The 24,322-nt window shown below is 69.6% G+C and carries 26 protein-coding genes; 5 read left to right on the top strand and 21 right to left on the bottom strand.

What is annotated here, in order from left to right; genetic code table 11:
- Positions 1-113 precede the first annotated feature (113 nt).
- The 7 genes from WS45_RS16730 to WS45_RS16700 form a co-directional block, all read right to left on the bottom strand.
- The gene (locus WS45_RS16730) at positions 114-725 is read right to left on the bottom strand and encodes a hypothetical protein (RefSeq protein ID WP_059537032.1); all 612 of its coding nucleotides are present in this window, start codon (positions 723-725) and stop codon (positions 114-116) included.
- Positions 726-784: 59 nt separating this feature from the next.
- Positions 785-1,396, bottom strand: a complete 612-nt coding sequence (locus WS45_RS16725; RefSeq protein WP_059537035.1) for a DUF4142 domain-containing protein — start codon at positions 1,394-1,396, stop codon at positions 785-787.
- Positions 1,397-1,424: 28 nt separating this feature from the next.
- Positions 1,425-2,282, bottom strand: coding sequence for an SDR family oxidoreductase (locus WS45_RS16720; protein ID WP_059700803.1), 858 nt, complete (start codon positions 2,280-2,282; stop codon positions 1,425-1,427).
- Between the two features lie 100 nt (positions 2,283-2,382).
- Positions 2,383-2,949, bottom strand: a complete 567-nt coding sequence (locus tag WS45_RS16715) for a hypothetical protein (protein ID WP_059511596.1) — start codon at positions 2,947-2,949, stop codon at positions 2,383-2,385.
- Between the two features lie 67 nt (positions 2,950-3,016).
- Entirely contained in the window at positions 3,017-3,316 is a 300-nt protein-coding gene (locus tag WS45_RS16710) for a DUF2795 domain-containing protein (RefSeq protein ID WP_059692887.1), read from the bottom strand.
- A gap of 46 nt (positions 3,317-3,362) precedes the next feature.
- A complete protein-coding gene (locus WS45_RS16705; protein ID WP_059700802.1) occupies positions 3,363-4,391 on the bottom strand; it encodes an SDR family oxidoreductase in 1,029 nt (342 codons plus the stop codon).
- A 27-nt stretch (positions 4,392-4,418) separates the two neighbouring features.
- The gene (locus WS45_RS16700) at positions 4,419-4,829 is read right to left on the bottom strand and encodes a BON domain-containing protein (protein WP_059693181.1); all 411 of its coding nucleotides are present in this window, start codon (positions 4,827-4,829) and stop codon (positions 4,419-4,421) included.
- 243 nt (positions 4,830-5,072) lie between these two features.
- On the opposite strand from WS45_RS16700, the gene WS45_RS16695 reads away from it, so the two are divergent.
- On the top strand, positions 5,073-6,389 hold the full coding sequence (locus tag WS45_RS16695) for a glycosyltransferase family 4 protein (RefSeq protein ID WP_059700801.1): 1,317 nt from the start codon (positions 5,073-5,075) through the stop codon (positions 6,387-6,389).
- Entirely contained in the window at positions 6,389-7,432 is a 1,044-nt protein-coding gene (locus WS45_RS16690; RefSeq protein WP_059701019.1) for a UDP-glucuronic acid decarboxylase family protein, read from the top strand. The genes WS45_RS16695 and WS45_RS16690 overlap by 1 nt, the downstream gene beginning before the upstream one ends.
- Positions 7,433-7,473: 41 nt before the next feature.
- Here WS45_RS16690 and WS45_RS16685 read toward each other — a convergent pair whose 3' ends face one another.
- Positions 7,474-9,780: a hybrid sensor histidine kinase/response regulator gene (locus WS45_RS16685; protein WP_059700800.1), complete on the bottom strand. Its 2,307-nt coding sequence runs from the start codon at positions 9,778-9,780 to the stop codon at positions 7,474-7,476.
- 103 nt (positions 9,781-9,883) lie between these two features.
- On the opposite strand from WS45_RS16685, the gene WS45_RS16680 reads away from it, so the two are divergent.
- Both WS45_RS16680 and WS45_RS16675 read left to right on the top strand, forming a co-directional pair.
- On the top strand, positions 9,884-10,591 hold the full coding sequence (locus tag WS45_RS16680; protein WP_059700799.1) for a PIG-L deacetylase family protein: 708 nt from the start codon (positions 9,884-9,886) through the stop codon (positions 10,589-10,591).
- The gene (locus tag WS45_RS16675; RefSeq protein ID WP_059700798.1) at positions 10,570-11,493 is read left to right on the top strand and encodes a glycosyltransferase family 2 protein; all 924 of its coding nucleotides are present in this window, start codon (positions 10,570-10,572) and stop codon (positions 11,491-11,493) included. Before WS45_RS16680 ends, WS45_RS16675 begins: the two co-directional genes overlap by 22 nt.
- Positions 11,494-11,510: 17 nt before the next feature.
- On the opposite strand, the gene WS45_RS16670 is transcribed toward WS45_RS16675, so the two are convergent.
- Positions 11,511-12,878 (bottom strand): sigma-54-dependent transcriptional regulator, encoded by a 1,368-nt coding sequence (locus WS45_RS16670; RefSeq protein ID WP_059693179.1) that lies wholly within the window; start codon positions 12,876-12,878, stop codon positions 11,511-11,513.
- A gap of 228 nt (positions 12,879-13,106) precedes the next feature.
- The gene (locus WS45_RS36160; protein ID WP_257127630.1) at positions 13,107-13,229 is read right to left on the bottom strand and encodes a hypothetical protein; all 123 of its coding nucleotides are present in this window, start codon (positions 13,227-13,229) and stop codon (positions 13,107-13,109) included.
- Here WS45_RS36160 and WS45_RS16665 point away from each other — a divergent pair.
- Complete coding sequence (locus WS45_RS16665; protein ID WP_059692871.1) at positions 13,228-14,301, top strand: sigma-54 interaction domain-containing protein; 1,074 nt, start codon at positions 13,228-13,230, stop codon at positions 14,299-14,301. The genes WS45_RS36160 and WS45_RS16665 overlap by 2 nt on opposite strands.
- 26 nt (positions 14,302-14,327) lie before the next feature.
- Here the strand turns inward: WS45_RS16665 and WS45_RS16660 are convergent, their stop codons facing one another.
- The 11 genes from WS45_RS16660 to WS45_RS16610 all read right to left on the bottom strand — a co-directional run bounded on the left by WS45_RS16660 (position 14,328) and on the right by WS45_RS16610 (position 24,216).
- A complete protein-coding gene (locus WS45_RS16660; protein ID WP_059537072.1) occupies positions 14,328-15,278 on the bottom strand; it encodes a glycosyltransferase in 951 nt (316 codons plus the stop codon).
- Positions 15,268-16,344 (bottom strand): glycosyltransferase family 9 protein, encoded by a 1,077-nt coding sequence (locus WS45_RS16655; RefSeq protein ID WP_059700797.1) that lies wholly within the window; start codon positions 16,342-16,344, stop codon positions 15,268-15,270. The genes WS45_RS16660 and WS45_RS16655 overlap by 11 nt, the downstream gene beginning before the upstream one ends.
- A complete protein-coding gene (locus WS45_RS16650) occupies positions 16,341-17,342 on the bottom strand; it encodes a glycosyltransferase family 2 protein (RefSeq protein WP_059700796.1) in 1,002 nt (333 codons plus the stop codon). The genes WS45_RS16655 and WS45_RS16650 overlap by 4 nt, the downstream gene beginning before the upstream one ends.
- The gene (locus WS45_RS16645) at positions 17,339-19,084 is read right to left on the bottom strand and encodes a carbamoyltransferase family protein (RefSeq protein ID WP_059700795.1); all 1,746 of its coding nucleotides are present in this window, start codon (positions 19,082-19,084) and stop codon (positions 17,339-17,341) included. Before WS45_RS16645 ends, WS45_RS16650 begins: the two co-directional genes overlap by 4 nt.
- A gap of 3 nt (positions 19,085-19,087) precedes the next feature.
- Positions 19,088-20,290 (bottom strand): glycosyltransferase family 9 protein, encoded by a 1,203-nt coding sequence (locus WS45_RS16640; protein WP_059701018.1) that lies wholly within the window; start codon positions 20,288-20,290, stop codon positions 19,088-19,090.
- Positions 20,287-20,898 carry a D-glycero-alpha-D-manno-heptose-1,7-bisphosphate 7-phosphatase gene (locus tag WS45_RS16635; RefSeq protein WP_059537084.1) on the bottom strand — a complete coding sequence of 204 codons (612 nt, stop codon included), beginning with the start codon at positions 20,896-20,898 and terminating at the stop codon, positions 20,287-20,289. The genes WS45_RS16640 and WS45_RS16635 overlap by 4 nt, the downstream gene beginning before the upstream one ends.
- Complete coding sequence (locus tag WS45_RS16630) at positions 20,889-21,641, bottom strand: SDR family oxidoreductase (protein ID WP_156437201.1); 753 nt, start codon at positions 21,639-21,641, stop codon at positions 20,889-20,891. The genes WS45_RS16635 and WS45_RS16630 overlap by 10 nt, the downstream gene beginning before the upstream one ends.
- Before the next feature lie 177 nt (positions 21,642-21,818).
- Positions 21,819-22,346, bottom strand: coding sequence for a hypothetical protein (locus WS45_RS16625; protein WP_059700794.1), 528 nt, complete (start codon positions 22,344-22,346; stop codon positions 21,819-21,821).
- A 118-nt stretch (positions 22,347-22,464) separates the two neighbouring features.
- Positions 22,465-22,665 (bottom strand): hypothetical protein, encoded by a 201-nt coding sequence (locus WS45_RS36430; protein ID WP_059700793.1) that lies wholly within the window; start codon positions 22,663-22,665, stop codon positions 22,465-22,467.
- 57 nt (positions 22,666-22,722) lie between these two features.
- Positions 22,723-23,568 (bottom strand): BON domain-containing protein, encoded by an 846-nt coding sequence (locus WS45_RS16615; RefSeq protein ID WP_059700792.1) that lies wholly within the window; start codon positions 23,566-23,568, stop codon positions 22,723-22,725.
- 282 nt (positions 23,569-23,850) lie between these two features.
- The gene (locus WS45_RS16610; RefSeq protein WP_059692850.1) at positions 23,851-24,216 is read right to left on the bottom strand and encodes a hypothetical protein; all 366 of its coding nucleotides are present in this window, start codon (positions 24,214-24,216) and stop codon (positions 23,851-23,853) included.
- Positions 24,217-24,322: the final 106 nt, after the last annotated feature.

The following is a 24,322-nucleotide window of genomic DNA, read 5'->3' as shown; positions in this document are numbered from 1 at the left end:
GGTTGCGTTCGCAACCGTTCAGCCAGGGAGGAAGGACCGGACCGGCGAAGCAACGATATCGGACAGCCGGGCGGCCGCGCGAGCGGCGCGGCCCGGTTGTCCGAGAGGCAGGGTTACATCATCTTGCCGCGCGACTTTTCGGCACGCGCCGCATCGGCCGCCGATTCGACCTTCTTCACTTCCTCAGGCGGCGGCAGCACCGCCTTGAAGCCCATCGAGTCGATCCACATCTCGCGCGCCCAGCCACGGGTGTGATACAGGTGATGGTCCTCGTCGGCCTCGACTTCATCGTGCGCGGCCTTCAGCGCCTTCGCCGCGTCGCCGTCGCGCAACTGGTCGGCCGCGTAGCCGATCAGCTCCCAGTTCAGGTGATCCTTGGTTTCGGCCAGCACCACGCATTCGGCCGCGACGACCTGCGCGACCGCAGGGTCGGCCTGCTTCCTCGCCTGCTCGATCACCTGGACGAGCGACTTGCCGGTCGCCTCCACGGCGGCGCGGCCCGGCGACTTCGTATCCGGATCGAGGCCGAGCGTGTCGAATACCTGACGCAGCACGTCCTGGTGATGCATCGTCTCGCGGTGGTACTTCTCCCATTCCTTGTGCAGGTCCTCGTCGGTCGCGCACTGGAGCGCGGCCTCGTAGATCTTCGCGCCGCCAAGCTCGGTCTCGTATGCCTGGCAGAGCAGTTCGAGGATGCCTGCATGCTTCGATTGCCGTTGGGCCATGACTGCTTCTCCGAAAAAACGGGCCGCCCGCGCGGCCCTGGGGTTGAAACGGGCGCGCGTTACTGCGCGCCCACCTTGCGCTGGAGCGCCTCCGCCATGCTCAGGTGATGCCTGAGCGTCGGCAGCGTGGATGTCGCGAACGCACGCAGTTGCGTGTCCTTGCCGTCGCGCGCCTCGTCTTCGAACAGCGCGACCGCCTTCTTGTGCGCGTCCGGACCGACCGCGGCGACATAGGCGGTGTCGAAGTCGTGCCCGCGCTTGCCGCGCAGCGCCTCGACGTCCGGATCCTGGATCTGGTCGACCTGCGGTTTCATGCCCTTGCGCGCGGCGATCTCGTCGAGCTTCATGCTCGCCTTGCCGTGGTCGGTCACCATCCGTTTCGCGAACGCGCGCACGTCCGCGGACTGCGCCTGCTGCAGCGCGAGCTGGCCCGCCTGCACTTCGGCCTTGCCGGCCAGCGCGGCCTTGTCGACGAATTCCGCATCGACGCCCTGCGGCGCCTTCGCGATGCCCGCATCGCCCGCGCCGGCCCCCGACGTCGGGTTGATCACGCCGCCCGGCACATGCGAATTCGATGCGGGCGGCTCGCTCGGCATCTGTGCACGCGCGAATCCCGACACGGCGAGCACGCCCGCGGCGAGCGCCGCGATCGTCCAGTTGGGTTGTTTCATGCGCTTTCTCCTGGTGTGGACAGCATCGTCACCCGCCGACGATCGAGCCGCCGTTCGGATGCAAGGTCTGTCCCGTCATGTAGCTCGCGCCTTCGGACGCGAGCAGCACGTAGCAGCCGATCAGTTCGTCCGGTTGCCCCGGCCGCTTGAGCGGCACGTTCGCGCCGAACTTCGATACCTGTTCGGCGGTGAAGGTCGACGGAATCAGCGGCGTCCAGATCGGCCCCGGTGCGACGGCGTTCACGCGAATGTCGCGCTCGGCCAGCTCGATCGAGAGCGAGCGCGTGAACGCGACGATCGCGCCCTTGGTCGCCGAGTAGTCGGGCAGCTTCGGGCTGCCGTGATACGCGGTCACCGACGCCGTATTGACGATGCGGCCGCCCGCCTTCATGTGCGGCAACGCGGCCTGCGTGCAGAACATCATTCCGTACACGTTCGTGCGGAACGTGCGCTCGAGCTGTTCCTCGGTCACGTCCTCGATGCCCGGCTGCGGATGCTGTTCGCCCGCGTTGTTGACGAGCACGTCGAGCCGCCCCAGTCGCTCGACCGTGCGCGCGACGGCGTCGCGCGCCTGCCGGCGGTCGCCGACGTCGCATGCGATCGCCTCGCAGCGCCGCCCCGCCTGCTCGATCAGGCGCTTCGTGTGCGCGGCATCGTCCGATTCGTTCAGGTAGACGATCGCGACATCCGCGCCCTCCTTCGCGAAACCGATCGCGACCGCGCGGCCGATCCCGCTGTCGCCGCCCGTCACGAGCGCGACCTTGCCGGCCAGCTTGCCGCTGCCGACGTAATCGGCCGCTTCGTCGTGCGGCTTCGGATGCATCTCCCGCTCGCGGCCCGGCTGTTGCGTCTGCGTCTGCGGCGGCGGTGTCCTGGCGGTGGTCATGGTTTTCTCCTTGAACGGGTGTCGCGAAGGCATCGCAAACGGCGTGCCGTGTACCGCGTGGCCGCACGCCGAGTGGCACGCGCATGCGGAAACGACTCGTTCAGCGCGGACTGCCCTGCGTGGTGCCGTCCGGCCGGCGCACCGGATCGAAGTCGCGCCACTCGCCGTCCTGCCAGTCGCCTTCGACGCGCTCGATCGACTGCGCGCCGGTCGCGCGCAGCACGTCTTCCGCCGCGGCCGCGGTCGTCGCCGTCACGCGCGCGGCCAGGATCACGCCGGTTTCGGTATGCGCAAGCGTGCCCTTGCCTTCGGCCTGCTCGCCGCGCATCCGTCCGAGCGCGCCGCCGAACGCGCCGAGATACGCACCGGCGAGCGCGCCGGCGGCCGGCACGAACCAGTAATGCACGCCGAGCGCATAGACGATCAGCCCGACGATCGCGCCGATCAGCAGCCCGCGCAGCGCGCCGACCATCGCGCCGCGGCCGCCCGGCTTCGCGGCCGTGTCGGCATACACGTCGCCGCCGATCGGAAAGCGCGCGTGCTGGCCGCCCGGGTTCAGGAAGAAGATCGACACGTCGTCCGGGCCGAACGCGCGCTCGTAAAGGTGGCGCGCGCCACCTTCCGCTTCATCGAACGTCGTGAAGCGTCCTGCGACGATCATCGCCATGTTCGTGCTCCTCGTGACCGTAAGGCGCCGCGCACGCGACGGCATGCGCGACGCGACGTTGCGGCGCTCACATCAGCCGCCCGAGCTCCTTCGACACCGATGCCGGCGTGCCGTATTCGCGATCGGGAATCTGCCTGAGCATGTCGAGCACGCGCGGATCGGCATGCGACCGCTCCGCGCACTGGACGACGTCCGCCTTGCTCGCCGGATAGTCCATCCCCTTCAGCGCCTTCTGCACGTCGACGGGGCTCGGCGCCTTGCCGTGCCCCGTCTGGTGGCCGCCCTTGTCGTGATCCTGCTGCGTGCGCTCGCCTTCGTGCGCGCGAGAATGGCTGTATTCGTGGCCCGTATGTTGTCGGGATGACATGGAAACCTCCTTCGAATGAGAAACGGGGAACCGGTAAGGAACACGATTACGACGACGCGCGCCGCGCGCGTGCCAGCGCGGCGACCACCAGCGCCGCCGCGCCGAGCGCGACCGCGCCCGCGACCTTCGGCTGCTGCACCACCGCGTTGTACGCACAGCCGCGCAGCACGGGCCCTTCCATTCCTTCGCGCTCGTGCAGCGCGTGGCGGGACTCGTACAACGCGTTGTCGTCGCGCGGGCGCGCGGGGCGCACCGTGCGCTGGCCGCGCGAGAACAGCGTGGCCGCGACGCGATCGAACAGGCGCGGCGCGTGATACGCGCTTGCCGACGCCAGCTTCGCGGCGCCGCCGACGAACAGCGCGCGGCGCGGGTGCGCGGCGGCGAACAGGATCGCGTCGGCGACGAGGTCCGGGTCGTAGATCGGCGGCGGCAGCTTCGCCTCGACGTTCATGTAGTTCTTCGCGTGCATCACGAACATCGTGTCGATCGCGGCCGGCTTGATGAGCGTGACGGACACGGGCAGGTGATCCGACTCGATCTCGAGACGCAGCGAATCGGTGAAGCCCTTGACCGCGTGCTTCGACGCCGCATACGCGCTTTGCAGCGGCACCGGCGCATCGGACGCCTCGCTGCCCATGTTGATGATCGCGCCGCCGTGGAAATCGCTCTTGCGCCGGAAATGATCCGACGCGACCAGCGAGCCGTGCACGACACCCCAGTAGTTGGTGTCGAACAGCCGGCGCTGATCCTCGAGCGGCACCGACGCCGCCGTGCCGAAGATCGACACGCCCGCGTTGTTGACCCACGTATCGAAGCCGCCATAGGTATCGGCCGCCATCGCGGCGGCGCGTTGCACGTCCTCGAGAATGCCGACGTCGCCGGCGACCGGCACCGCGAGGCCGCCGTGCTGGCGGATTTCCTCGCAGAGCGTGTTCAGCGCGTTCTCGTTGCGCGCGAACAGCACCAGCTTCGCACCGCGCCGTGCCGCCTTGCGCGCCGTGACGAGGCCGATGCCGCTCGTGGCGCCCGTGATCACGATCGTCTGCTCGCCGACCGGTTTGAGCATGCAGTTCATCACTGGACTCCTTCTACGGGGCCGAGGTTATTTCGGGCGGATGGTCAACTGGTTGCGCACGTCCTGCACGCCGTCGATCTGCTTGACGACGCTGGCGGCCTGCATGCGCTGCTGGTCGTCCGGCACGCTGCCGGTCAGCATCACGACGCCGTGGCGCGTCTTCACGTGAATGTCGCCGGCCGACAGGCCGTTCGTGCCGACCAATTCGGCTTTCGCCTTGGTCGTGATGGTCGCGTCGCGGATCTTCGTGCCGGTGCTCGAATGCGTCGACGACGACATGGATGAGGATGACGATCCACTGTCGTCTCCGGCGGCGAACACGTTCGGCGCGACGGCGATACAGGCGGTGGCCGCGGCGATCGCGACCGCCATGCCGAGACGCTTCGCCGCGCGACGGCGGAATCGCGGGGCGCGGGCTTGCAGCGGGAATATCTTCATCGTGACCTCCTGTCGTGTGATGCCGGCATGGCCGACGGACATCCGGGTGGCGCAAATCGCGTGCCGCGCGCAACGCGCCGCGTGCACGCGCGGCACGCTGATCGGACGCCCTTTCATCCAACGCGTTGTAATTTTTGCGGCACACGGGCGGGGCATGCGCCCCGCGAAGTGCCGGGTACGGCGATTGCCGGAGAGGGACGCAACGGGGCTCGCCGGCGCGGCCCCGACCTCGGGAGCAACACCATGCAAAGAATTGCGTTGATCAGTGAACATGCGTCGCCGCTGGGGGTGATCGGCGGCGTGGATGCGGGCGGGCAGAACATCTACGTCGCGAACGTCGCGAAGCAGTTGGCGGAGCGCGGCCTCGACGTCGACGTCTACACGCGCTGCGACAATCCGCACCTGCCGGAAGTCGTGCGGATCGGTCCGCGCATGCGGGTGATCCACGTGCCGGTCGGGCCGCCCGCCGATATCCCGAAGGAACGGCTGCTGCCTTACATGGGCGCGTTCGCGGACTACATGACGGCACGCATGCGGCGCGAGCCCGACCCGGTCGACGTGATGCATGCGAACTTCTTCATGTCGGGCGAGGCCGCGCTGCGCGTGAAGAAGCGTCTCGGGATTCCGCTCGTCATGACGTTCCATGCGCTCGGCCGCGTGCGCCGGCTGCATCAGGGCGCGGCCGACGGCTTCCCCGACGAACGCTTCACGATCGAGGACACGCTCGCGCGCCGCGCGGACCGGCTGATCGCCGAGTGCCCGCAGGATGCGCTCGACCTCACCACGCACTACCGCGCCGATGCCGCGCGCATCGAGATCGTGCCCTGCGGATTCGATGCGCGCGAATTCCGGCCCGTGCCGCGTGTCGACGCGCGTGCGCGGCTCGGCTGGCCGCACGATGCATTCGTCGTGCTGCAGCTCGGGCGGCTGGTGCCGCGCAAGGGAATCGACACCGTGATCGACGCGCTCGCGCGAATGCCGCGTGACCCGAACCGGCCGACGCGGCTCTACATCGTCGGCGGCAGCCAGGCGACGGCCGACCCGGCGCGCGATCCGGAACTCGCGCGCCTTGCCGCGCTCGCGCGCGACACCGGCATCGCGGAGCACGTGACCTTCGTGGGCCGGCGCGAGCGCGACACGCTGCACCTGTACTACAGCGCGGCCGACGTTTTCGTGACGACGCCGTGGTACGAGCCGTTCGGCATCACGCCGGTCGAGGCGATGGCATGTGCCGCGCCGGTGATCGGCAGCGACGTCGGCGGCATCCGCACGACGGTGGACGACGGCGTGACCGGCTACCTGGTGCCGCCGCGCGATCCGGCCGCGCTCGCCGAGCGTCTCGTGCAGCTGCGCGCACGACCGGACCTGTGCGATGCGCTCGGCCGGGCCGGTTATCTGCGCGCGCACCGCTTCTATACGTGGCGCGGCGTGACCGACCGCCTCGTCGACATCTACCGCGACGTCGCGCATCCGCAACGCGCCGGCACGGCGGCCAGCAGCCGCCGAACGCCCGTCGCGACCACGCCGGGCGTACTCGCGCACCGCAAGGAGAACGCATGATGAAGGGCTACGATCGCAAACGGGTGCTCGTCACCGGCGGCGCCGGGTTTCTCGGTTCGCATCTCTGCGAGCGCCTCGTGACGGCCGGACACGACGTGCTGTGCGTCGACAATTTCTACACCGGGACGAAGGACAACATCGCGCACCTGCTCGATGCGCCGAACTTCGAGCTGATGCGGCACGACGTGACGTTTCCGCTGTACGTCGAGGTCGACGAAATCTACAACCTCGCATGCCCGGCATCGCCCGTGCACTATCAGCGCGACCCGGTGCAGACGACCAAGACCAGCGTGCATGGCGCGATCAACCTGCTCGGCCTCGCGAAGCGCGTGAAGGCGCGCATCCTGCAGGCGTCGACGAGCGAAGTGTACGGCGACCCCGACGTGCATCCGCAAGACGAGCGCTACTGCGGCCGCGTGAACCCGATCGGCGTGCGCGCGTGCTACGACGAAGGCAAGCGCTGCGCGGAAACGCTGTTCATGGACTATCACCGCCAGTACGGCGTCGACGTCCGGATCGCGCGGATCTTCAACACGTACGGCCCGCGCATGCATCCGGCCGACGGGCGCGTCGTCTCCAACTTCATCACGCAGGCGCTGGCCGGCGAGCCGCTGACCGTCTACGGCGACGGCAAGCAGACGCGCTCGTTCTGCTATGTCGACGACATGGTCGATGCGCTGGTCCGGTTGATGGACGAACCGGGCGACGCATGCGAGCCCGTGAACCTCGGCAGCGACGACGAGATCGCGATGATCGACATTGCGCGCGAGGTCGTGAGGATCGTCGGCACGACGGTCGCGATCGAGTTCTGTCCGCTGCCGTCCGACGATCCGCGCCAGCGGCGGCCCGATCTCGACGCCGCGCACCGGCGCCTCGGCTGGCGCGCGACGACACCGCTCGCGAGCGGGCTCGCGCATACCGCGCGGTATTTCATCCATCGGCAGGTCGTGCATCACACGCCGGGCGATCTCGTGCGCAGCACGCAGATCGCATCGCACATGCTCGCGCAGATCAGCACACGGAACCGGCCGACGGCGACCTGAGCGGGACGGCGTGACGCGCGACGGCCGGTGCCCGTCGGACGTCAGCGGTCGGGCGTCGTCACGCGCGCGATCTTGTGCGCCAGCTCGCGAACGTCGACCGGCTTGCACAGATAGCCGTCGAAGCCCGCTTCGAGCGCGCGGCGCTCGTCGGCGAGGCCGGCGTGCGCGGTCACGGCGAGCACGCGCATATCGGGCGAGGTGCCGCCGTCCGCGGCGCCGCTGCGCAACGCGTCGAGCAGCCAGAAGCCGTCGCCGTCGGACATCGCGAGATCGGACAGCACGACGGTCGGCTTCACGTCCGCGACGATCGCAAGCGCGTCGCGGCCCGACGACGCAATGGCGACGGTCGCGCCGAGCGTGCTCAGCGCGGCGGTCAGGCTCGCGCGCGTGGTGGCGTCGTCGTCGACGATCAGGATGCGCTGCGAGTCGAGCATCAGCGGATCGAGCAGCCCGTCGTGCTGCGCGACGCCCCACGCCATTGCCCCCACCGGCTGCCAGCCGGCCGGCAACGTCACGGTGAACGTGGCGCCGCGATCGCGGCCCGCGCTTTCGACGCGGACCGTGCCGCCGTGCAGCTCGGCGATATGCCGCACGATCGACAGGCCGAGCCCGAGCCCGCGCCGCGACGACGCGGGCGAATCGTCCGCGCGGCGGAACATGTCGAACACGTACGGGATGAACTCCGGCGCGATGCCTTGCCCGTCGTCGGAGACGGTCAGCGTCGCGTGCGCGGCGTCGCGCGACAGCGTGACCGTCACCGTACCGCCCGCCGGCGTGAACTTCAGCGCGTTCGACACGAGATTCGACAGCATTTGCCGCAAGCGCTCGGCGTCGCCCGACACCACGCATGCCGGCGCGGCGCAGTCGAATCCGAGCGCGATGCCGGCCGACGACGCGACCGTCTGGAATGCGTTCGTCGCATCGGCGAACAGCCGCACCACGTCCACCGGCATCGCCTCGATCCGCAGCTTGCCGGTCGCGAGCGACGATGCGTCGAGGATGTCGCCGACCATGCGCGTGAGCGAACGCGCGCTGCGGTCGATCGCGTCGATCGCCTGCTGCTGCAATGCGTCGTCGCGCGAATTGCGCAGCACCTCGACCCAGCCGTAGATCACGTTCAGCGGCGTGCGCAGTTCGTGCGATACGGTCGCGAGCAGTTCGTCCTTCAGACGGTTCGACGTGTCGGCCTGATCGCGCGCGTCGCGCGCGCCTTGCAGCGAACGGTGCGCGCGCAGGTCGCGGCGGCGCTGCGCGCCGGTCTCGCGCAGCGTCAGCGACAGCGCGACGCAGCTGCGCGCGTCGCCTTTCACCGGGCATGCGGATACCGTCGCGCGAAAGCGCCGGCCGTCGCGGCGCACGCACAGCAGCTCGAGCGGGCCGACCGGTTCGCGCAACGCGTCGAACGTCTCGGCCAGCGGGTTGCGCGCCAGCCAGCGCATCGCGATCAGCGCTTCGAGCGGCCGCCCGCACGCGTCGTCCTCGTCGTACCCGAAGATCCGCTGCGCGGCCGGGTTCCAGCTCACGATGCGGCCATGGCCGTCGATCCCGACGATCGCGTCCGGCGATGCCTCGACGACCGCGAGCTGCAGCCGCGACTTGTCGGCGAGCACGCGCGCCATGCCGCCATCGCGCAACAGCAGCACCGCGCCGTCGATGTTGCCGTCCGCATCGGCGATCGGCGACGCCGCCTCGACGATCGGCACCGGCCGGCTGGCGTCGGCGCCGTGCAGCCAATGCCGGTCGGACAACGCATGCGCGCCGCCGAGCGCACGGTCGAGCGGCGTCGTCTGCACGCGCCGCCCTTCGTGATCGAACTCGCGCAGCACGTCGCGCACGGGTCGACCTGCCGCCTCGTCCAGGCCGCAGCCGGCCAGTTCGGCCGCCGCCGCATTCAGGTAAGTCACCCGGCCTTTCGCATCGGTCGCGATCACGCCGTGCGGCAGCGCCTGCAGCACGGCATCGAGCTGCCGCCGCGCGTCGGCTTCCCGCTGGCGCGCGAGCTCGTTCGTGAGGCGCGCGTGGCGCAGCATCGCCGCGACCGCACACACCAGCGCGCCGACCAGCAAGAAGGTGCCGAGCCGCACGAGGCGGGCCGGCAACGGTTCGGTATACGCGCCGGGATCGGACAGGAACAGCGTCCAGACCAGCAGCCCGCTCGCCGCGGTCGACGCGATCCCGAACACGAACGACGTCGCCCACGCGGCGCCGGCCAGCATCGGGTAGTACAGGACGAGCGACAGGTTGACGCCGCCGAAGCGGATCGCCAGCGCCTGCAGCACGGTCGCGATCGCGACGAGCATCACGGCGGTGGCGTAATTTCCGGCCGGCGGCCGTGCAAAATCAATCATCGGACACGCTCCTGCCGGCGCACCGGCGGCGGCGGGCCACGCGTGAACGGACGGGCACGTCACATGCTCGGCCGCTTACGCCGACCCGGGAGACCTTCACGCCATGACCATTCCGACACACTGGCTCGCCATCTCGCCGCATCTCGACGACGCCGTCTTCAGTTGCGGCGAATTGCTCGCGCAGTCGCCCGGCTCGGTCGTCGTCACGGTCTTCGCGGGGATACCGGCCCGCGGGACGGCCGCGCCGCCGTGGGACCGGCGCGCGGGTTTCCGCACGGCAGACGAAGCCATGCGCGCGCGCCGCGACGAGGATCGGCACGCGCTCGAGACGCTCGACGCGCAGGCGGTGTGGCTCGATTTCCTCGACGACCAGTACGGCATGCCGGCCGCGTCGACGGCGATCGCCGCGCGCGTGGCCGCGGCCATCGACGCGCACCCGGGCTTCGGCGTGCTCGCGCCGGCCGGCCTGTTCCATCGCGATCACGTGCAGGTGCAGCAGGCCATGCTGACGCTGCTGCGCGACGACGGTCGGGCGGGCAATGCATCGCGCATGTGGCGCTTCTACGAGGACGTGCCATACCGGCGGATCGACGGGCTGATGGCCAGGCGCGTGATCGGCTGGCGCGAACGCGGCTGGACCGGCCATCCGGTCGGCGCGCCGACCGGCAGCCGCATGGACGGCTCGGCGGCAAAGGCCGCCGCCGTGGACGCGTATGCGAGCCAGATTGCGCTGTTCGAGCCTCATATGCGTGCCGATCTCCAGGAACCCGAAACATACTGGCGGCTCGAATGCGACGGCTCGTCCGCATAACGCCCGCGCATGTCGTGCTGCCGCCACGCGAAGCGCGCGTGACCGCGGTCGTGCTGACCTGGCGGCGCCCGACGGAACTCGCGCGCACGCTCGCACGACTCTCCAGCCTGCCCGACCGGCCGGCGATCGTCGTCGTCGACAACGGATCGGACGATGCAACCGCGGCGCTCGTACGCAACCGCTTTCCGCACGCGACGCTGGTGCATGCGCCGGTCAATCTCGGCGCGTCCGGCCGCAACCTCGGCGCGGCCGTCGCGCGCACGCGCCACGTCGCGTTCTGCGACGACGACACCTGGTGGGCGCCCGGCTCGCTCGCCGAAGCAGCGAACCTGCTCGATGCGTATCCGCACGTCGCGGCCGTCACCGCGCGCGTGCTCGTCGGGCCGGAGCAGCGCGAGGACCCGACCTGCCGGCTGATGGCCGACAGCCCGCTCGATGCGCCCGTCGCGTTGCCGGGCCGGCCGATCCTCGGGCTGCTGGCCGGTGCGACCGCGTTCCGGCGCGACGCGTTCCTCGCCGCGGGCGGATATCACCCGCGCTACTTCCTCGGCGGCGAGGAAGCGCTGCTCGCGCTCGACCTGTATCGCGCGGGCGCGTGGCTCGTCTATGCACCGCATCTGACGGTTCATCATCACCCTTCGATGCAACGCGACGTGCACGCGCGCGCGCGCGTCGCCGCACGCAACGCGGTATGGACCGCGTGGCTCAGGTGGCCGGCCGGCGCGGCGCTCGCGCATACGTTGCACATGCTGCCGCGCCTGTGGCGCGAACGCGGCATCGCGCCAGCGTTCGCGGGCGTGCCGTGGATCTTGCGCGAGCGGCGCGCGCTGCCGCCGCATGTCGAGCGCATGCGTCGCCGCCTCGACGACGATGCGCGCCGCCGTGCGGGCGCGCGCGCATGAGCCGGTCGGGCACGACATCAGGAGTCCGGTTTCTCCACTTCGTCTTCCAGTTGCGCGAGCCGGTTGTAGATCGTCTTCAGGCTGACGTCGAGCACCTCCGCCGCCTGCGCCTTCACGCCGCCGCATTGCGCGATCGTGCCGAGAATCAGCTTGCGGTCGACTTCCTCGAGCGGCGTGCCGAACGGCACCGTCACGCGCTCCTCGTTCGAGTCGACCATGTTCGACAGTTCTTCCATGATCGGCGGCGGCAGCGTGTCGATCACGTCCGCGTCGCTGAAGATGCTCGCGCGCTGCACGAAGTTGCGCAGCTCGCGCACGTTGCCGGGCCACGCGTAAGTCTTCAGCGCTTCGCGCGCGGCCGGCGCGAAGCGCAGGTTGCGGCCGCTTTCCTCGTTGTAGCGCTGCAGGAACGCATCGGCGAGCATCGGGATGTCGTCGCCGCGCTCGCTCAGCGACGGCAGCGGAATCGGAAACACGTTGATCCGGTGATAGAGGTCGGGCCGCAGCTTGCCGTCCGCCATCGCACCTTCCGGATCGCGGTTGGTGGCCGCGACGATGCGCACGTCGACGTCGATCTCGCGCGTCGAGCCGAGCCGCGTGAGCCGCCCGGTTTCCAGCACGCGCAGCAGCTTGACCTGCGATTCGACCGGCATCTCGGTGATTTCGTCGAGGAACAGCGTGCCGCCGTCCGCGCGTTCGAAGAAGCCCTTGTGCTGCCGCTCGGCGCCGGTGAAGCTGCCGCGGTCGTGGCCGAACATCTCGCTCTCGACGAGGTTCGCCGCGATCGCGCCGCAGTTCACCGCGAGGAACGGGCCGCGTCGGCGCAGGCTCAAATCGTGAACCGTCTGCGCGGCGAGCTCCTTGCCCGTGCCCGACTCGCCGGTAAGCAGCACCGACGCTTCGGTTCGCGCGACGCGGCCGATCGCATCGTAGACGGCCTGCATCGCGGGCGAGCTGCCGAGCATCCGGCCGAAGCGGCCGAGACGCTTCAGCTCGGAGCGCAGTTCGGCGATTTCCTCGTGCAGGGCGGTGGTGCGCGGCACGCGCGCGAAGATGCTGTTCAGCCGCTGCATGTTGAGCGGTTTCACCAGATAGTCGGTCGCACCGCGCCGCAATGCGTCGATCGCGGTTTCGAGGCTTGCGTGACCGGTGGTCAGCACCATTTCGCAATGCGCGTGCTTGGGCAATGCGTCGAACAGATCCATCCCGTTGCCGTCCGGCAGCACGAGATCGCACAGCACGAGATCGGGGGTATGCGTTGAAACGAGCGTGCGCGCTTCTTCGAGCGTCGCGGCCGTGTCGCAGGCGAGTTGCTGCGCCTGTGCGAGCGTCGCGAGCATCGTGCGCGTATCGGCATCGTCTTCGACGATCAGGACATAAGGCATCGAAGCTCCTTGGTGGTGCGGCTCGGGCGCCAAGATCGCCGAAACCGCGGCGGTCATGCGATGCGGGGTACGACGCCGCCCTCTGGCGCCACGTCCGCATTGCACGCGAATGAGCAGACTAGCTGTCCTGCAATGACAAACGAGTGCTTAGCAGTATAGAAGAAGCACGTCGCGCGATCGCCGCTCATCGAATAAATCTATCCCTCGACCACGGTCGCATTGCCAGATTCAATCCGGCAATTCGAGCATAAAAGGTATGATTTCCACATGAAAAAAACGACGCATGACGGTCATTTTTTCATCCAGCCCTCGACGATTTCGGTCAATACTTCCCAACGCGATATCACTCATGTCGAAATCCGACGATGACGGCACGCGATTGTTCGGCCGCTCGCAAACGATCCAGAATCTGCTGTTGAAGGTATCGCGCGTCGCCGCTACGCGCGTCAGCGTGCTGGTGGTCGGCGAAAGCGGCGCCGGCAAGGACATCGTCGCGCGGCTCATCCACGACATGAGCCCGCGCCGGCGCGGGCCGTTCGTGCCCGTCAATTGCGGGGCGATCCCGAAGGACATCGCGGAATCCCATTTGTTCGGACATGAAAAAGGCAGCTTCACCGGCGCCGTTGCACAACATGTGGGCATGTTCGAAGCCGCGCGCGGCGGGACGCTGTTTCTCGACGAAATCGCGGAAATGCCGGCGGAATTGCAGGTGAAATTGCTGCGCACGCTCGAGTCGAACACGATCATGCGCGTCGGCGGTCACGAAGCGATTCCGCTCGACGTGCGGATCGTCGCGGCCACCCATCACGACCCCGTGGAGGCCGTGCGCAGCGGCCGGCTGCGCGAGGATCTCTTCTACCGGATCGCGACGATCGCGCTGCACGTGCCCGCGCTGCGGCAGCGCGAGGACGACGTCGGCGACATCGCGCTGCAGATCGTCGACCGGCTGAACGCCCGGCACCGCACGCGCAAGCGGCTGTCGATGCAGGCGATGAAGGCGCTGCGCGCGTACACGTGGCCCGGCAACGTGCGCGAGCTGCGCAACGCGCTGGAGCGCGCGTTCATCCTCGCGGACGAACAGATCGAACTGCAGTTGCCGCGCCGGCAACTGCCGCGCGACGAAGTCCGGCACAACGCGATGACGCTGCATATCGGCACGACGCTCGCGCATACGCAGCAGCGCTTCATCGTCGCGTCGCTGCGTCATTTCAACGGCGACAAGCCGCGCACCGCGAAGGCCCTCGGCATCAGCCTGAAGACGCTGTACAACCGCCTCGCGCTATTGTCCGAACACGAGCGCAACGCGGCGAACGGCGCGGCAGCGCCGGCGTCGGGCACGAGCAGCGCAAGTGGTGCCAGTGGTACAAGTGGCGCCGGCGGCACCGCGAGCGCGGGCACGCCACCGAATGCAACGAACCCGTAAGCACACCGCCCCGGCGGCTGAACCGCTCACGACGCGACGTCGCACAACGCGCTATCCCACTCACGCACGAACCGCTCGATCCCGAACCGCTCGCACGCATCGCGCTTCGCAGCCGCACCCCACTCGCGCGCGAGATCCGGATCGCGGATCAGCATGCGCATCGCGTCGATCAATACTGCCGGCCGCGTATCGGCGACGCCGTTGCTGCCGCTCTTGACGAGCTGCGCCATCTCCGTCGTTGCGAGCGCAACGATCGGCAGCCCGATCATCATCGCCTCGATCACCGCGAGCCCGAGGCTCGTGTAGCGGATCGGATTGAAGAAGAACCGGTAGTGCGACAGGAACTGCGGCAGCGCCGGGTTCGGCACCTCGCCGATGCCGCCGAGCGCAGTCGAGCCCATGCCGACCAGATCGAGCGGCACGCTGTGACGCACGGACTCGAACAGGTCCGCGCCGAGACGCCGCCCGCGCCGCGCGATGTTGTTCACGACCGTCACGCCCTTCGGCAGCGTGCCCCGATACTCGACGCCGTCCGGAATCAGCACGCCATGTTCGATCACGCGCGTCGGCGTGACGCCGCTGTCCCACATCAGCGCGTTGAACGGCGTCACGTGCACCAGCAACACGTTCGGGTCCTGCACCGGGTGCAGCGTGTCGGTCGGATGCTCGCGCGGCGGATCGTGTTCGACGAACAGCGCCGGCAACGCACGCTGCGCGTCGCTCAGGAGCCGCAACCGGTCGTGCGCGTAGTGATTGTGATGCTGGTACAGCACGCAGTCGAACTCGGTGTCGCGCACGCACTCGACGGGCACCTCATACACGTTGTCGCCCCACGGCAGGTGCCCGACCCGCCCCGCGTAACCGGGCGGATGCTGCGGCTTCGTCACGATGTAGAAATCGTGCGGCGCCTGCGACAGGTAATACAGATAGTTGCCATGCACGTGCCAGGTGAGCACGCGCAACCGCTTACGTGACATGACGTCTCTCCTCCGCGAGCAGTTCGCCCGCTCGTTCCATCACGTCGTCGACGCCGATCGCCGTCGCGCACTCGTGCCCGTACGGGCACGTGTCGAACATGCACGGCCGGCAGGCCGGATAGTTCGCGAGCACGCGATGGCGTTCTGCGTCGAGCGGCGCCCAGCGTCCCGTATCGCTGCCGCAGGCGACGACGATGCTCGGCGTGCCGAACGCCGCCGCGACATGCGACACGCCCGTGTCGTTGCACAGCACGAGACGCGCGCGGCCGACCAGCGCGGCCAGCGCGCCGAGCGGCGTGCGCCCGCACAGGTTCACGCACGGCCGCGCGAGATGTTCGACGAACGCACCGGCCAGCGCAAGTTCCGCGCGCGTGCCGGTCAGCACGATCTGCCAGCCGTCGTCCGCGAGCTGCCGTGCCACGCTCGCGAAGCGCTCGACCGGCCAGCGCCGCGACGCCATCCGCGCGCCCGGATGAACGATCACGTAGCGGCCCGCATCGAGCGCATGTTCGTCGCACAGCACATGCCATAGCGCATAGTCGAGGCCGCCGAGCGGAAATTCCAGGTAATCGCCCCAGTCCGGATAACCGAGCTTGCGCGTCAGCGCCAGGTAGCGCGTGACCTCGGGTTCGCCGTCGCGCCAGACGACCGAGCAGTCGAGCGCGGTCGTGCCGCCGTCGGGCGGCACGAAGCCGGCGGTGCGCGTGGCACCGAGCGACGCGACGATCGCGTTGGTCTGCGCGCCGCTGCCGTGCAACTGGATCGCCAGATCGAAGTCGCGCGCACGGCATTCCGCGACGAACGCCTCGCGCGCGGCCGGCTCGGCGTCCGGCTGCTCGCCCAGGCCCGGCGCGCCGGGAAACGCGATGAAGTTGTCGACGTAATCGGAAAAGCGCGACGCGAACTCGCGCGCCCACGGCAAGCCGATCAGCGTGATGCGCGCGTGCGGCTCGCCGCGCCGCAGCGCACGCAGCGCCGGCACCGCGCACAGCATGTCGCCGAGCTGCAGCGCGCGGAATACCGCGATGCGTGCCGGGCCGGACGATGAAACGGATTCGAGCATCATAGGAAAAACACCCGGAAGTGAAGTGCGCCGCGCACGCGCCAATACAGCGACACGGGCGGAATCGCGATCGACGTGACGACCATCTCGGCAACATGCGACGGCGTGAGCCGCGTGCCGCGCAGCCGCTTCACGCAGAACGCGGCGGTGATCACGGCCCAGGCCACCGCGCACGCAATGCCCGGCGCGCGCCATCCGGCCGCGAAGCAGCCGATCGCGCCGAGCACGAACAGCACGGCCGCGTAGTAATTCCATGGCGGCATCGCACGGATATGACGCCGGTAGGTCGCGCGATGCTTCTTGTACAACAGCGCGTCGAAATACACTTTCGATTGCTGACCGATGCTCGCGCCCCAGCGTGCGGGGCGCACCGGATGCACGATCCGCGCGGCGTCGACGCCGACGATCGGTCCCGCGTGCTCGCGCAGCGCGAACATCAGGTCGGCGTCTTCGCGCCATGCGCGCGTGAAGCGCTCGTCGAACCCGCCGACGCACTCGAGCGCCGTGCGGCGCACGAAGCAGTTCGCCGTCGCGAATTCCGCATGCGCGAGGCCGGCCGCGTCGCGCTCGTAGTCGGTCGGACGCGCGCGCAGCGGCACGTCGATCCGCCCCGCCGCGGCTACCGCCGCCGGTTCGGCGAGCAGCGCGGCCGCGCCATGACGCAGCCAGGTCGGATCGGGAATCGTGTCGTCGTCGGTGAACGCGATCAGCGCGCCGCGCGCGCTGCGCCAGCCGATATTGCGCGCGCCCGCCGGCCCCTGCGTATCGGGCGCGGTCATGTACCGGATCACCGGCACGTCGTTTACGCGTGCGCGGCATGCGTCGACGGTTTCCCATGCGCTGCCGGCCGGGTCGTCGTCGACGACGACGATCTCGTAGGTGGTCGGATCGAACACCTGCACGCACAGCGCTTCAAGGCAGCGCTCGAGCAGGTCGGGCCGCCGATACGTCGGCACGACGACCGACACGACCGGCGGCAGTTGCACGTCGCGCATGTTCATCTCGGCTTCTCCAGCAGGAACGAGCCGATCACGAGCGCGTCGAGCGGCGAGGTCCAGAAGCACTCGATCGCGTCGCGCGGCGAACAGACGATCGGCTCGCCGCGCGTGTTGAACGACGTGTTGACGAGCACCGGCACGCCGGTCAGCGCGTCGAACTCGGTCAACAGCGCATGCAGCAGCGGATGCTGGTCTTCATCGACGGTCTGCACGCGCGCGGTGCCGTCGATGTGGCGCACCGCCGGAATCGTCGCTTCCGCCCCCGGCGCAACGTCGTACACGAACAGCATGAACGGCGCGCGCAGCGGCATGCGCCGGCCGCCGTTGAACCACTGATGCGCCTTGCTTTCGAGCACGACCGGCGCGACCGGCCGGAAGTCCTCGCGATCCTTGATCCGGTTCAGCTTGCGCTGCATGCCCGGATCGATCGGCGACGCGAGAATCGAACGGGCGCCGAGCGCGCGCGGCCCGAACTCCATGCGGCCCTGGAACCAGCCGATCACACGGTTCGCCGCGAGCAGCGCGGCGGTTTGGGCGGCGACGTCCGCGAGCCGCCGATACGGCAGTTGCGCGTCCGTCAGAAACGCCTCGATCGCGTCGTCGCTGTACGACGGCCCGAGATACGCGTGATCCATCCGCCACTCGCCGCGCATCCCGCGCATCCGGAAGTCGGTCCACAGCGCGGCGCCGAGCGCGGTGCCCGCGTCGCCGGCGGCCGGTTGCACCCACACGTCGTCGAACGGGCCGCGATCGCGAATCTTCGCGTTCATCACGCAATTCAGCGCGACGCCGCCCGCCATCGCGAGCTGCCGCTCGCCGGTCTCGGCGGCGAGCCAGTCGACCGCCTGCAGCGTCGTCTCCTCGAGCACCAGCTGCAGCGCGTGCGCGATGTCGCAATGATGCGGCTCGATCGGTCCGCCGCGTGCACGCGATGCGCCGAACAGCGCGACGAGATCGGCATCGGCGATCTCGTAGCGTCCGTCGCCGCGGTAGCTCACCAGCTTGCGCATCTCGTCGGCGAACACCGGCTTGCCGTACGACGCGAGCGCCATCACCTTGTACTCGTCGGACGAATGCAGGAAGCCGAGGTAGCGCGTCACGCGCTCGTACAGCAGGCCGAGCGAATGCGGCAGATTGACCTGACCGAGCCGCCGGTACGACTGGCCGTCGAACGCGCCGTAACTCGTCGTCGCGCGTTCGCCGCGCCCGTCCATCGTCATCACCGCGCAATGCTCGTACGGCGCCGCGAGAAACGCGCTGGCCTCGTGCGCGAGATGATGCTCGATGAAGTGCCAGCGGAACGGCCCGTCGTGCGCGACGCCGCGAAACCGTCGCTGCAGGTGGTGCGGCGCGCCGCCGGCGAGCTGACGCGGCGCGTTCACGATCGACGACAGGAACAACGGATGCCACGGCGACACGCCGTCGGCGCGCGGCGCATGCGCGGACGGCGCAAGCGGCAGCGGCAGCGCCGTCTCGGTGCCATGACGATCGAGCTCAAGCCACGGATCGTACGAATACGCGACGTGGTCGACATCCGCGAGCGCGATGTCCGCTTCCGCGAGACAGTAATCGATCGCGTGATACGGCAGCTCCCACGTCGAGAACGGCACCGGCCGCTTCGCGTGCTTCACGTGCGTGAAGCGTTCTTCCTCGGCCGCCGCGATCACCATGCCATCGCGAACGAGGCAGGCGGCGCTGTCGTGAAAGGCGGCGTTGATGCCGAGCGTATAGGTCGGAGCGGGCATGCGTCAGTTCCTCGTGGTGACGTGCGCGAACGGAATCACGTTCGACGCGTTCGCCGCGGCCGGCTCGGCACCGCGCACGGCGGCCAGCGCGGCCGCGCGTTGCGCATGGCGCGCGCTGCCGCGCAACAGCGCGTGGGTCGCCTCGACGACGTCGTCGACGCTCACGCCGAGCAGGCACGGATGGCCGGGCTGGTCGCATACGCTGCGGTAGCAGTTGCGGCACGGCACGTCGACGTTCAACGCGCGGTGCGGCACACGCCATGGCGTGTGCTGCGGATTGGTCAGCGCGTACAGGTCGACGACCGGCGTGCCGAGCGCGGCCGCGAGGTGCACCGGGCCGCTGTTGTTCGACAGCAGCAGGTCCGCCGTCTCGATCAGCGCGCCGAGTTCGCCGAGCGGCAGCGTGCCCGCGAGCGCCACGGCGCGCGGTCCCGCGCGTTCGCACACGGCATCGACGAGCTCACGCTCGTCGGCGCTGCCTGTCACCGCGATGCCGTCGAACAGCGGCGCAAGCCGCGCGGCCGCGGCGCCGAAGCGCTCGGCGGGCCAGCGGCGCGACGCCGCGCTCGCGCCCGGATGCACGACCAGCCAGCGCGCGCGCGACGGGCCCGGCCGGCGCGGACCGCCGATCCGCTGCAACGCGGCGCGCAACCGCTGGTGCAACGCGCGTCGCGCCGCATCGCCCGGCTCGAACGCCATCCGCCAGTCGGAGGTTTTCGCGCCGACGGCGCGCACCAGCGCAAGCTGGCGCGCGACCTCGTGGCGCACGTGGGAATCCGGCTCGGTTTCGGGCACGCGATCGGTCAGTAGTTCGTACGGATTCTCGCGGCAATGCGCGAGCCTCAGCGGGATGCCGGCGAGCCAGCACATCATCGCGGCGGGCAGCGGGCTCTGGCTGTACACGGTGAAGATCACCGCCGCGTCGAAGCGGCCGGCCAGCAGCCGGTCGATCATGTCGAGATCGGTCACCGGATCGCCGTGCGCGTCCGGATGCTTGACCCATGGCGCGTCATACGTCCACACGTCGTCGACCATCGGCAGGTGTTTCGTCAGCGCGGCGCCGGTACGCGACGTCAGCAGCGTGAGCCGGCGGCCATGCCCGCTCTCCTTCAGCGCGCGCAGTGCGGGCGTCGTCATCAGCACGTCGCCGAGGCTGTCGAGCCGCACGCACAGGATGCGTCGGGCGCGTTCCCAGGCGGTGCTCATCGCCGCACCCACGAGCCGTGACGGCGCACGGCCTCGCGTACGACGATGTCGGCGGCGAGATCGAGACGGTCGACCACATGGTGCGGCGTGCGCGCGGCATCGAGTCGCCATTCGGTCTCGTTGCCGCAGTCGACGAGTATCGTGCTGCAGCGCGCGGCGCGGCCGGCCTCGACGTCGTCGAGAATGTCGCCGATCATCCAGCTCCATTCCGCGACCGCGCCGAACGTGGCGATCGCGCGGCGCACCATCGCGGGGCGCGGCTTGCGGCAGACGCAGTCGCACGTGTAGCGCGGCACGCTGCCGGCCGGGTGATGCGGGCAATAAAAAAAATCCGCCAGCGTCGCGCCGTTCGCTTCGAACAATTCGGCGAGACGCTGACGGACCGCGCCAAGCTTCGATTCGTCAAAGTAGCCGAGCGCGACGCCCGGCTGGTTCGACACGACCGCGATCGGCATGCCCGTCGCGCCGAGCGTGCGCAACGCGCGCGCGGCGCCCGGCGCGAGCCGCATCCGCGCGGGGTCGACGTTGTACGGCACGTTCTCCAGCAGCGTGCCGTCCTTGTCGAGCAGCACTGCGCCGGGCAGCCGTCGCTCACGCCTCAGGGCCATGACGTCTCCTTCATCGGCAACACCATCAGTTCCGGCACGACGGTGCCCGGCGGCTGCGTCAGCACGAACCGCACGGCGGCCGCGACGTGCTCGGGCGGCTGGAGCGTGTCCTCGTCGATGTCGGGGAAGCGGTCGAGCAGGAACGGCGTGCGCATCCCGCCCGCGACGATCGCGGACACGCTCACGCCGGCCGGCCGCAACTCCGCATGCAGCGCATGCGACAGCCCGAGCAGCCCCCACTTCGTCGCGTGATACGCGGATGCATTCGGCCATGCGCGTTTCGATGCGGTCGACGCGATGTTGACGATGTGCCCCGCGCCGCGCGCCTTCATCATCGGCACGACCGCGTGGCACATCAGGTACGGGCCGAACAGGTTGGTCATCAGCACCTGTTGCCAGGCGGCGACGCTGACGTCGTCGATCGGCGCGGTCACGTCGATCGCCGCGTTGTTGACGATCACGTCGAGATCGCCGAGCGCCTCGCGCGCGTCGTGCACGACCTGCAGCACCGACGCCTCGTCCCGCACGTCGAGCGGCCTTCCGACCGCCTGGCCGCCATGCCGCTCGAGGCGCTGCGCGACGGCCGCCGCGCGATCGCCGTCGAGATCGGCGACGATCACGTGCGCGCCATGTTGCGCGAGTTCCTCGCAGATGGCTTCGCCCAGGCCGCGGCCGCCGCCCGTCACGAGCGCGGTGCGGCCGGCGAGCGGCGTTCGGGCTGGATCGTGAGTCGCGTTCAACATGCACCTCCTGCGAGTGTCCGAAGAATCGTGGCCGTGACGCTTGTCGCGACACGCGCCGGTGCAGGAGGTACAGCGAGAACCGTGCCAGACTGCGCACGGCCGCGCCGCATCGGGCCGCCGCGCCCGCCGACGGGCTTTTTTATAAGCTGCTGTAAAAACCGGCGCGGCCTGCGGCGCTCAGATCGCGAGCCCGTCCGGCGTCGCCTGCGCGCGGTGCTTCGCGAGCGCGCGCAGGCAGTGCGCGATGCAGCCCGCGAACGCCTCGTCGAACCACGGCTGCGCGCCCGACACGCCGACCACGATCCCGTGCTGCGCGACGCCGCCCCACAGGTTCGTGTCGCCCGCGCGCAGCCGGTACGGCTCCAGCGCCTGCACGACGTGGCCGTCGCGGCCGGTTTCCCACGACAGTCGCGCCTTCGCGCGCGCATAGGCGCGATAGTCGGCGTCCCAGTCCTTCGGGTCGGGCAGCGAGAACTCGTAGAGGATCGCGTCCTCGAACGCCGCGTCGCGCGGCCCGAGCGCCGGATCCATGATCACGATGTGCAGGCAACCGCTGTCGCCGACGAAGTCGCTCTCCAGCGCGGCCGACAACGTCGGCAACAGCAGTTCGACGGCCGCGACCGCGGCCTGGCGGTTGGCGAATGCGCTACCGGCGCGACGCTCGGTCAGGGCTTCGGATGTCGCCGGGTTCGGAAGGTTCGGCATGGATATCTCCAGAGGAAAACGCGAGCGCACGGAGCGTCGCGGAACACGAAGCCGAGCGCGTTCAGCGGCAGGTTGATCTGAATGATGTACGCGTTGATCAGCACGAGATCATCGATCGTCATCGTGCCGCGAATGAAAGCGCGCGCCCGAGCCTGTGCAGATGGCCGAACGTGCGCACCGTAAACGATGCGGCCGTGTGCTGCGTGACTTGCACGAAAGTCATGTCGCCCACTTCGTTCGGCGCGTTCGCTGCGAAGCGCACGCGAAGGCCGCGTGCGTCGCGATCGTCGCGCGGCCGGTCGTCAGTGCCGGTCGTCATGCGCGCGATGCCTGTGTCCGCGGTTGAATCATCCTCGTATCGGCGGTCAACGGCGCTTTAACGGCGCGTGTCGCGATCGCGGCCGGCACCGCTGCCCGGTTCCGGCTCGCGCACCGCAGGCTGCGTCGGCGTGACCGTGCGCTGGGACGGATGCAGCACCATGCCCGTATCGTGGTCGCCGTTGTTGCGTTGCACGCGCACACGATTTTCGACGTCGCGCACGCACATGCAGCTGTCGGCGATGTCCTCGATGTCGTGCCTCATCCAGCGCGACGGCACGGTCCCGTCGAGTTCGACGCGGCCGTCGCGCACCTGCACGGAAACATCGCTCACGTCGATGTCGAGCGCATGCGCGAGTCGCTCGCAAACGTCCTCGCGAATCCGCTCGTCCGAGCGCGTATAGCCTTTCGGGCCGCGACGGTGGCGCATGGTGTCGCGTTGCGCATCGCTGCCGAAGCGCGACGGATCGCGAGAATCGTAATCGCGCTCGCCGCCATACCAGGCCATCCGGTGATGGCCACGGAACCCCTGCTGGTCGCCGCCGTAGCGGCGGGGACGACCGTTGCCGTCTTCCGGGCGACGGCCTCGGTCGCCATAGCCGCGTTCGGCTTCCCATGCCGGATCGCGCGCGTCGCCCGGTGCGTCGCGCCAGTCACCGCTCGCGCCGCGCTGTTCGGCCGACGAGCGTGCCGAGCGCTCGCTCCATTCGCTGCCCCAGTCTTCCGGGCCGACGTCCTCGCTCGCGAAGCGCCGGTACGCGGATTCGTAGTCGGCATCCTGCCGTCGGGATTCGTCGCCGCGCAGATCGCGCTCGCCGGTGTCCCGGTACGCGCGTGCGCTGCGCTCCTGCCAGTCGGGCGGGCCGCTCCGTTCGGCTTGCCGTCCGGGATATCGTCGTTGCATCGTGTCTCTCCTTGTTCGCGGCTGTGCCGCGCGCGGCCCCATGTCGCGTCGCGGCGCGCGTCGGTCAACCGGTTGCAAGTCACGTGCCGCGTGGCCGGCCGTCGCGCAGAGGCGGCGCGCCGACGTCAATAGTCCAGTCCACGCCGTGATCGCCGTATCTCGCGCCCGATGCCCACAGACGGGCGACGCTGACCGGTCACTCGTCGCCGAATGTCCCTTGCCGGACCTTCCTATCTGCAACGGGATTGCAGTTTTTGCGCGGCCGGTCGCCGTGCAACGACCCTATACGTCGCCCGTGCCGGGTTCCTCAGGCGCGTCCGGATCGTCGACGCCGCCGGGCTCGCTCAGCCGTTCCGTGCGATCCGGCTCGATGTCGGCGCCTTCCTCGAGCCCCGCGTCGCCATCCGCGGACGCGCGCTCGCCGGTGCCCGCGCGGTCCGTATCGCTGTCGAGGGCCGCGTCGCCGCGCTCCAGCGCGTGTTCGTCGAGCGGCGAATCGACGTCGAACGGATGGCGCCGCGCGCCCGCCGTGTCGCTGCCGCTGTCGGACGAGTCGCTCGGCCCCAGCGCGCGGCCGTCGCGCCCGCGCCGCGCGTTGTCGTCGTCCGGGCCGGCCGGTTCGTTGTCGGGGTTCAGTGTGCTGTTCATGTCGATGCCCTCGTGTAGCCGCAAAGCGTCGCACCGCTCCCGGCCGGGGCTCTCGCGCCCGTCCCGTCGCGGCGTGCGGACCGGACGGCGATGCAATCGCCATGCC

Origin of the sequence: Burkholderia sp. RF2-non_BP3, from assembly GCF_001522185.1 — a bacterium.
GTDB classification, from domain to species: domain Bacteria; phylum Pseudomonadota; class Gammaproteobacteria; order Burkholderiales; family Burkholderiaceae; genus Burkholderia; species Burkholderia diffusa.
The sequence above is the reverse complement of the archived record's forward strand: the minus strand, read 5'-3'. Positions and strand labels throughout refer to the sequence as shown.

Bases quoted from the DNA above. Each gene is read 5' to 3' on its own strand.
- WS45_RS16730 (WP_059537032.1), bottom strand. From the start codon at position 725: ATGGCCCAACGGCAATCGAAGCATGCAGGCATCCTCGAACTGCTCTGC.
- WS45_RS16725 (WP_059537035.1), bottom strand. From the start codon at position 1,396: ATGAAACAACCCAACTGGACGATCGCGGCGCTCGCCGCGGGCGTGCTC.
- WS45_RS16720 (WP_059700803.1), bottom strand. From the start codon at position 2,282: ATGACCACCGCCAGGACACCGCCGCCGCAGACGCAGACGCAACAGCCG.
- WS45_RS16715 (WP_059511596.1), bottom strand. From the start codon at position 2,949: ATGGCGATGATCGTCGCAGGACGCTTCACGACGTTCGATGAAGCGGAA.
- WS45_RS16710 (WP_059692887.1), bottom strand. From the start codon at position 3,316: ATGTCATCCCGACAACATACGGGCCACGAATACAGCCATTCTCGCGCG.
- WS45_RS16705 (WP_059700802.1), bottom strand. From the start codon at position 4,391: ATGAACTGCATGCTCAAACCGGTCGGCGAGCAGACGATCGTGATCACG.
- WS45_RS16700 (WP_059693181.1), bottom strand. From the start codon at position 4,829: ATGAAGATATTCCCGCTGCAAGCCCGCGCCCCGCGATTCCGCCGTCGC.
- WS45_RS16695 (WP_059700801.1), top strand. From the start codon at position 5,073: ATGCAAAGAATTGCGTTGATCAGTGAACATGCGTCGCCGCTGGGGGTG.
- WS45_RS16690 (WP_059701019.1), top strand. From the start codon at position 6,389: ATGAAGGGCTACGATCGCAAACGGGTGCTCGTCACCGGCGGCGCCGGG.
- WS45_RS16685 (WP_059700800.1), bottom strand. From the start codon at position 9,780: ATGATTGATTTTGCACGGCCGCCGGCCGGAAATTACGCCACCGCCGTG.
- WS45_RS16680 (WP_059700799.1), top strand. From the start codon at position 9,884: ATGACCATTCCGACACACTGGCTCGCCATCTCGCCGCATCTCGACGAC.
- WS45_RS16675 (WP_059700798.1), top strand. From the start codon at position 10,570: ATGCGACGGCTCGTCCGCATAACGCCCGCGCATGTCGTGCTGCCGCCA.
- WS45_RS16670 (WP_059693179.1), bottom strand. From the start codon at position 12,878: ATGCCTTATGTCCTGATCGTCGAAGACGATGCCGATACGCGCACGATG.
- WS45_RS16665 (WP_059692871.1), top strand. From the start codon at position 13,228: ATGTCGAAATCCGACGATGACGGCACGCGATTGTTCGGCCGCTCGCAA.
- WS45_RS36160 (WP_257127630.1), bottom strand. From the start codon at position 13,229: ATGAGTGATATCGCGTTGGGAAGTATTGACCGAAATCGTCGAGGGCTG.
- WS45_RS16660 (WP_059537072.1), bottom strand. From the start codon at position 15,278: ATGTCACGTAAGCGGTTGCGCGTGCTCACCTGGCACGTGCATGGCAAC.
- WS45_RS16655 (WP_059700797.1), bottom strand. From the start codon at position 16,344: ATGATGCTCGAATCCGTTTCATCGTCCGGCCCGGCACGCATCGCGGTA.
- WS45_RS16650 (WP_059700796.1), bottom strand. From the start codon at position 17,342: ATGAACATGCGCGACGTGCAACTGCCGCCGGTCGTGTCGGTCGTCGTG.
- WS45_RS16645 (WP_059700795.1), bottom strand. From the start codon at position 19,084: ATGCCCGCTCCGACCTATACGCTCGGCATCAACGCCGCCTTTCACGAC.
- WS45_RS16640 (WP_059701018.1), bottom strand. From the start codon at position 20,290: ATGAGCACCGCCTGGGAACGCGCCCGACGCATCCTGTGCGTGCGGCTC.
- WS45_RS16635 (WP_059537084.1), bottom strand. From the start codon at position 20,898: ATGGCCCTGAGGCGTGAGCGACGGCTGCCCGGCGCAGTGCTGCTCGAC.
- WS45_RS16630 (WP_156437201.1), bottom strand. From the start codon at position 21,641: ATGTTGAACGCGACTCACGATCCAGCCCGAACGCCGCTCGCCGGCCGC.
- WS45_RS16625 (WP_059700794.1), bottom strand. From the start codon at position 22,346: ATGCCGAACCTTCCGAACCCGGCGACATCCGAAGCCCTGACCGAGCGT.
- WS45_RS36430 (WP_059700793.1), bottom strand. From the start codon at position 22,665: ATGACGACCGGCACTGACGACCGGCCGCGCGACGATCGCGACGCACGC.
- WS45_RS16615 (WP_059700792.1), bottom strand. From the start codon at position 23,568: ATGCAACGACGATATCCCGGACGGCAAGCCGAACGGAGCGGCCCGCCC.
- WS45_RS16610 (WP_059692850.1), bottom strand. From the start codon at position 24,216: ATGAACAGCACACTGAACCCCGACAACGAACCGGCCGGCCCGGACGAC.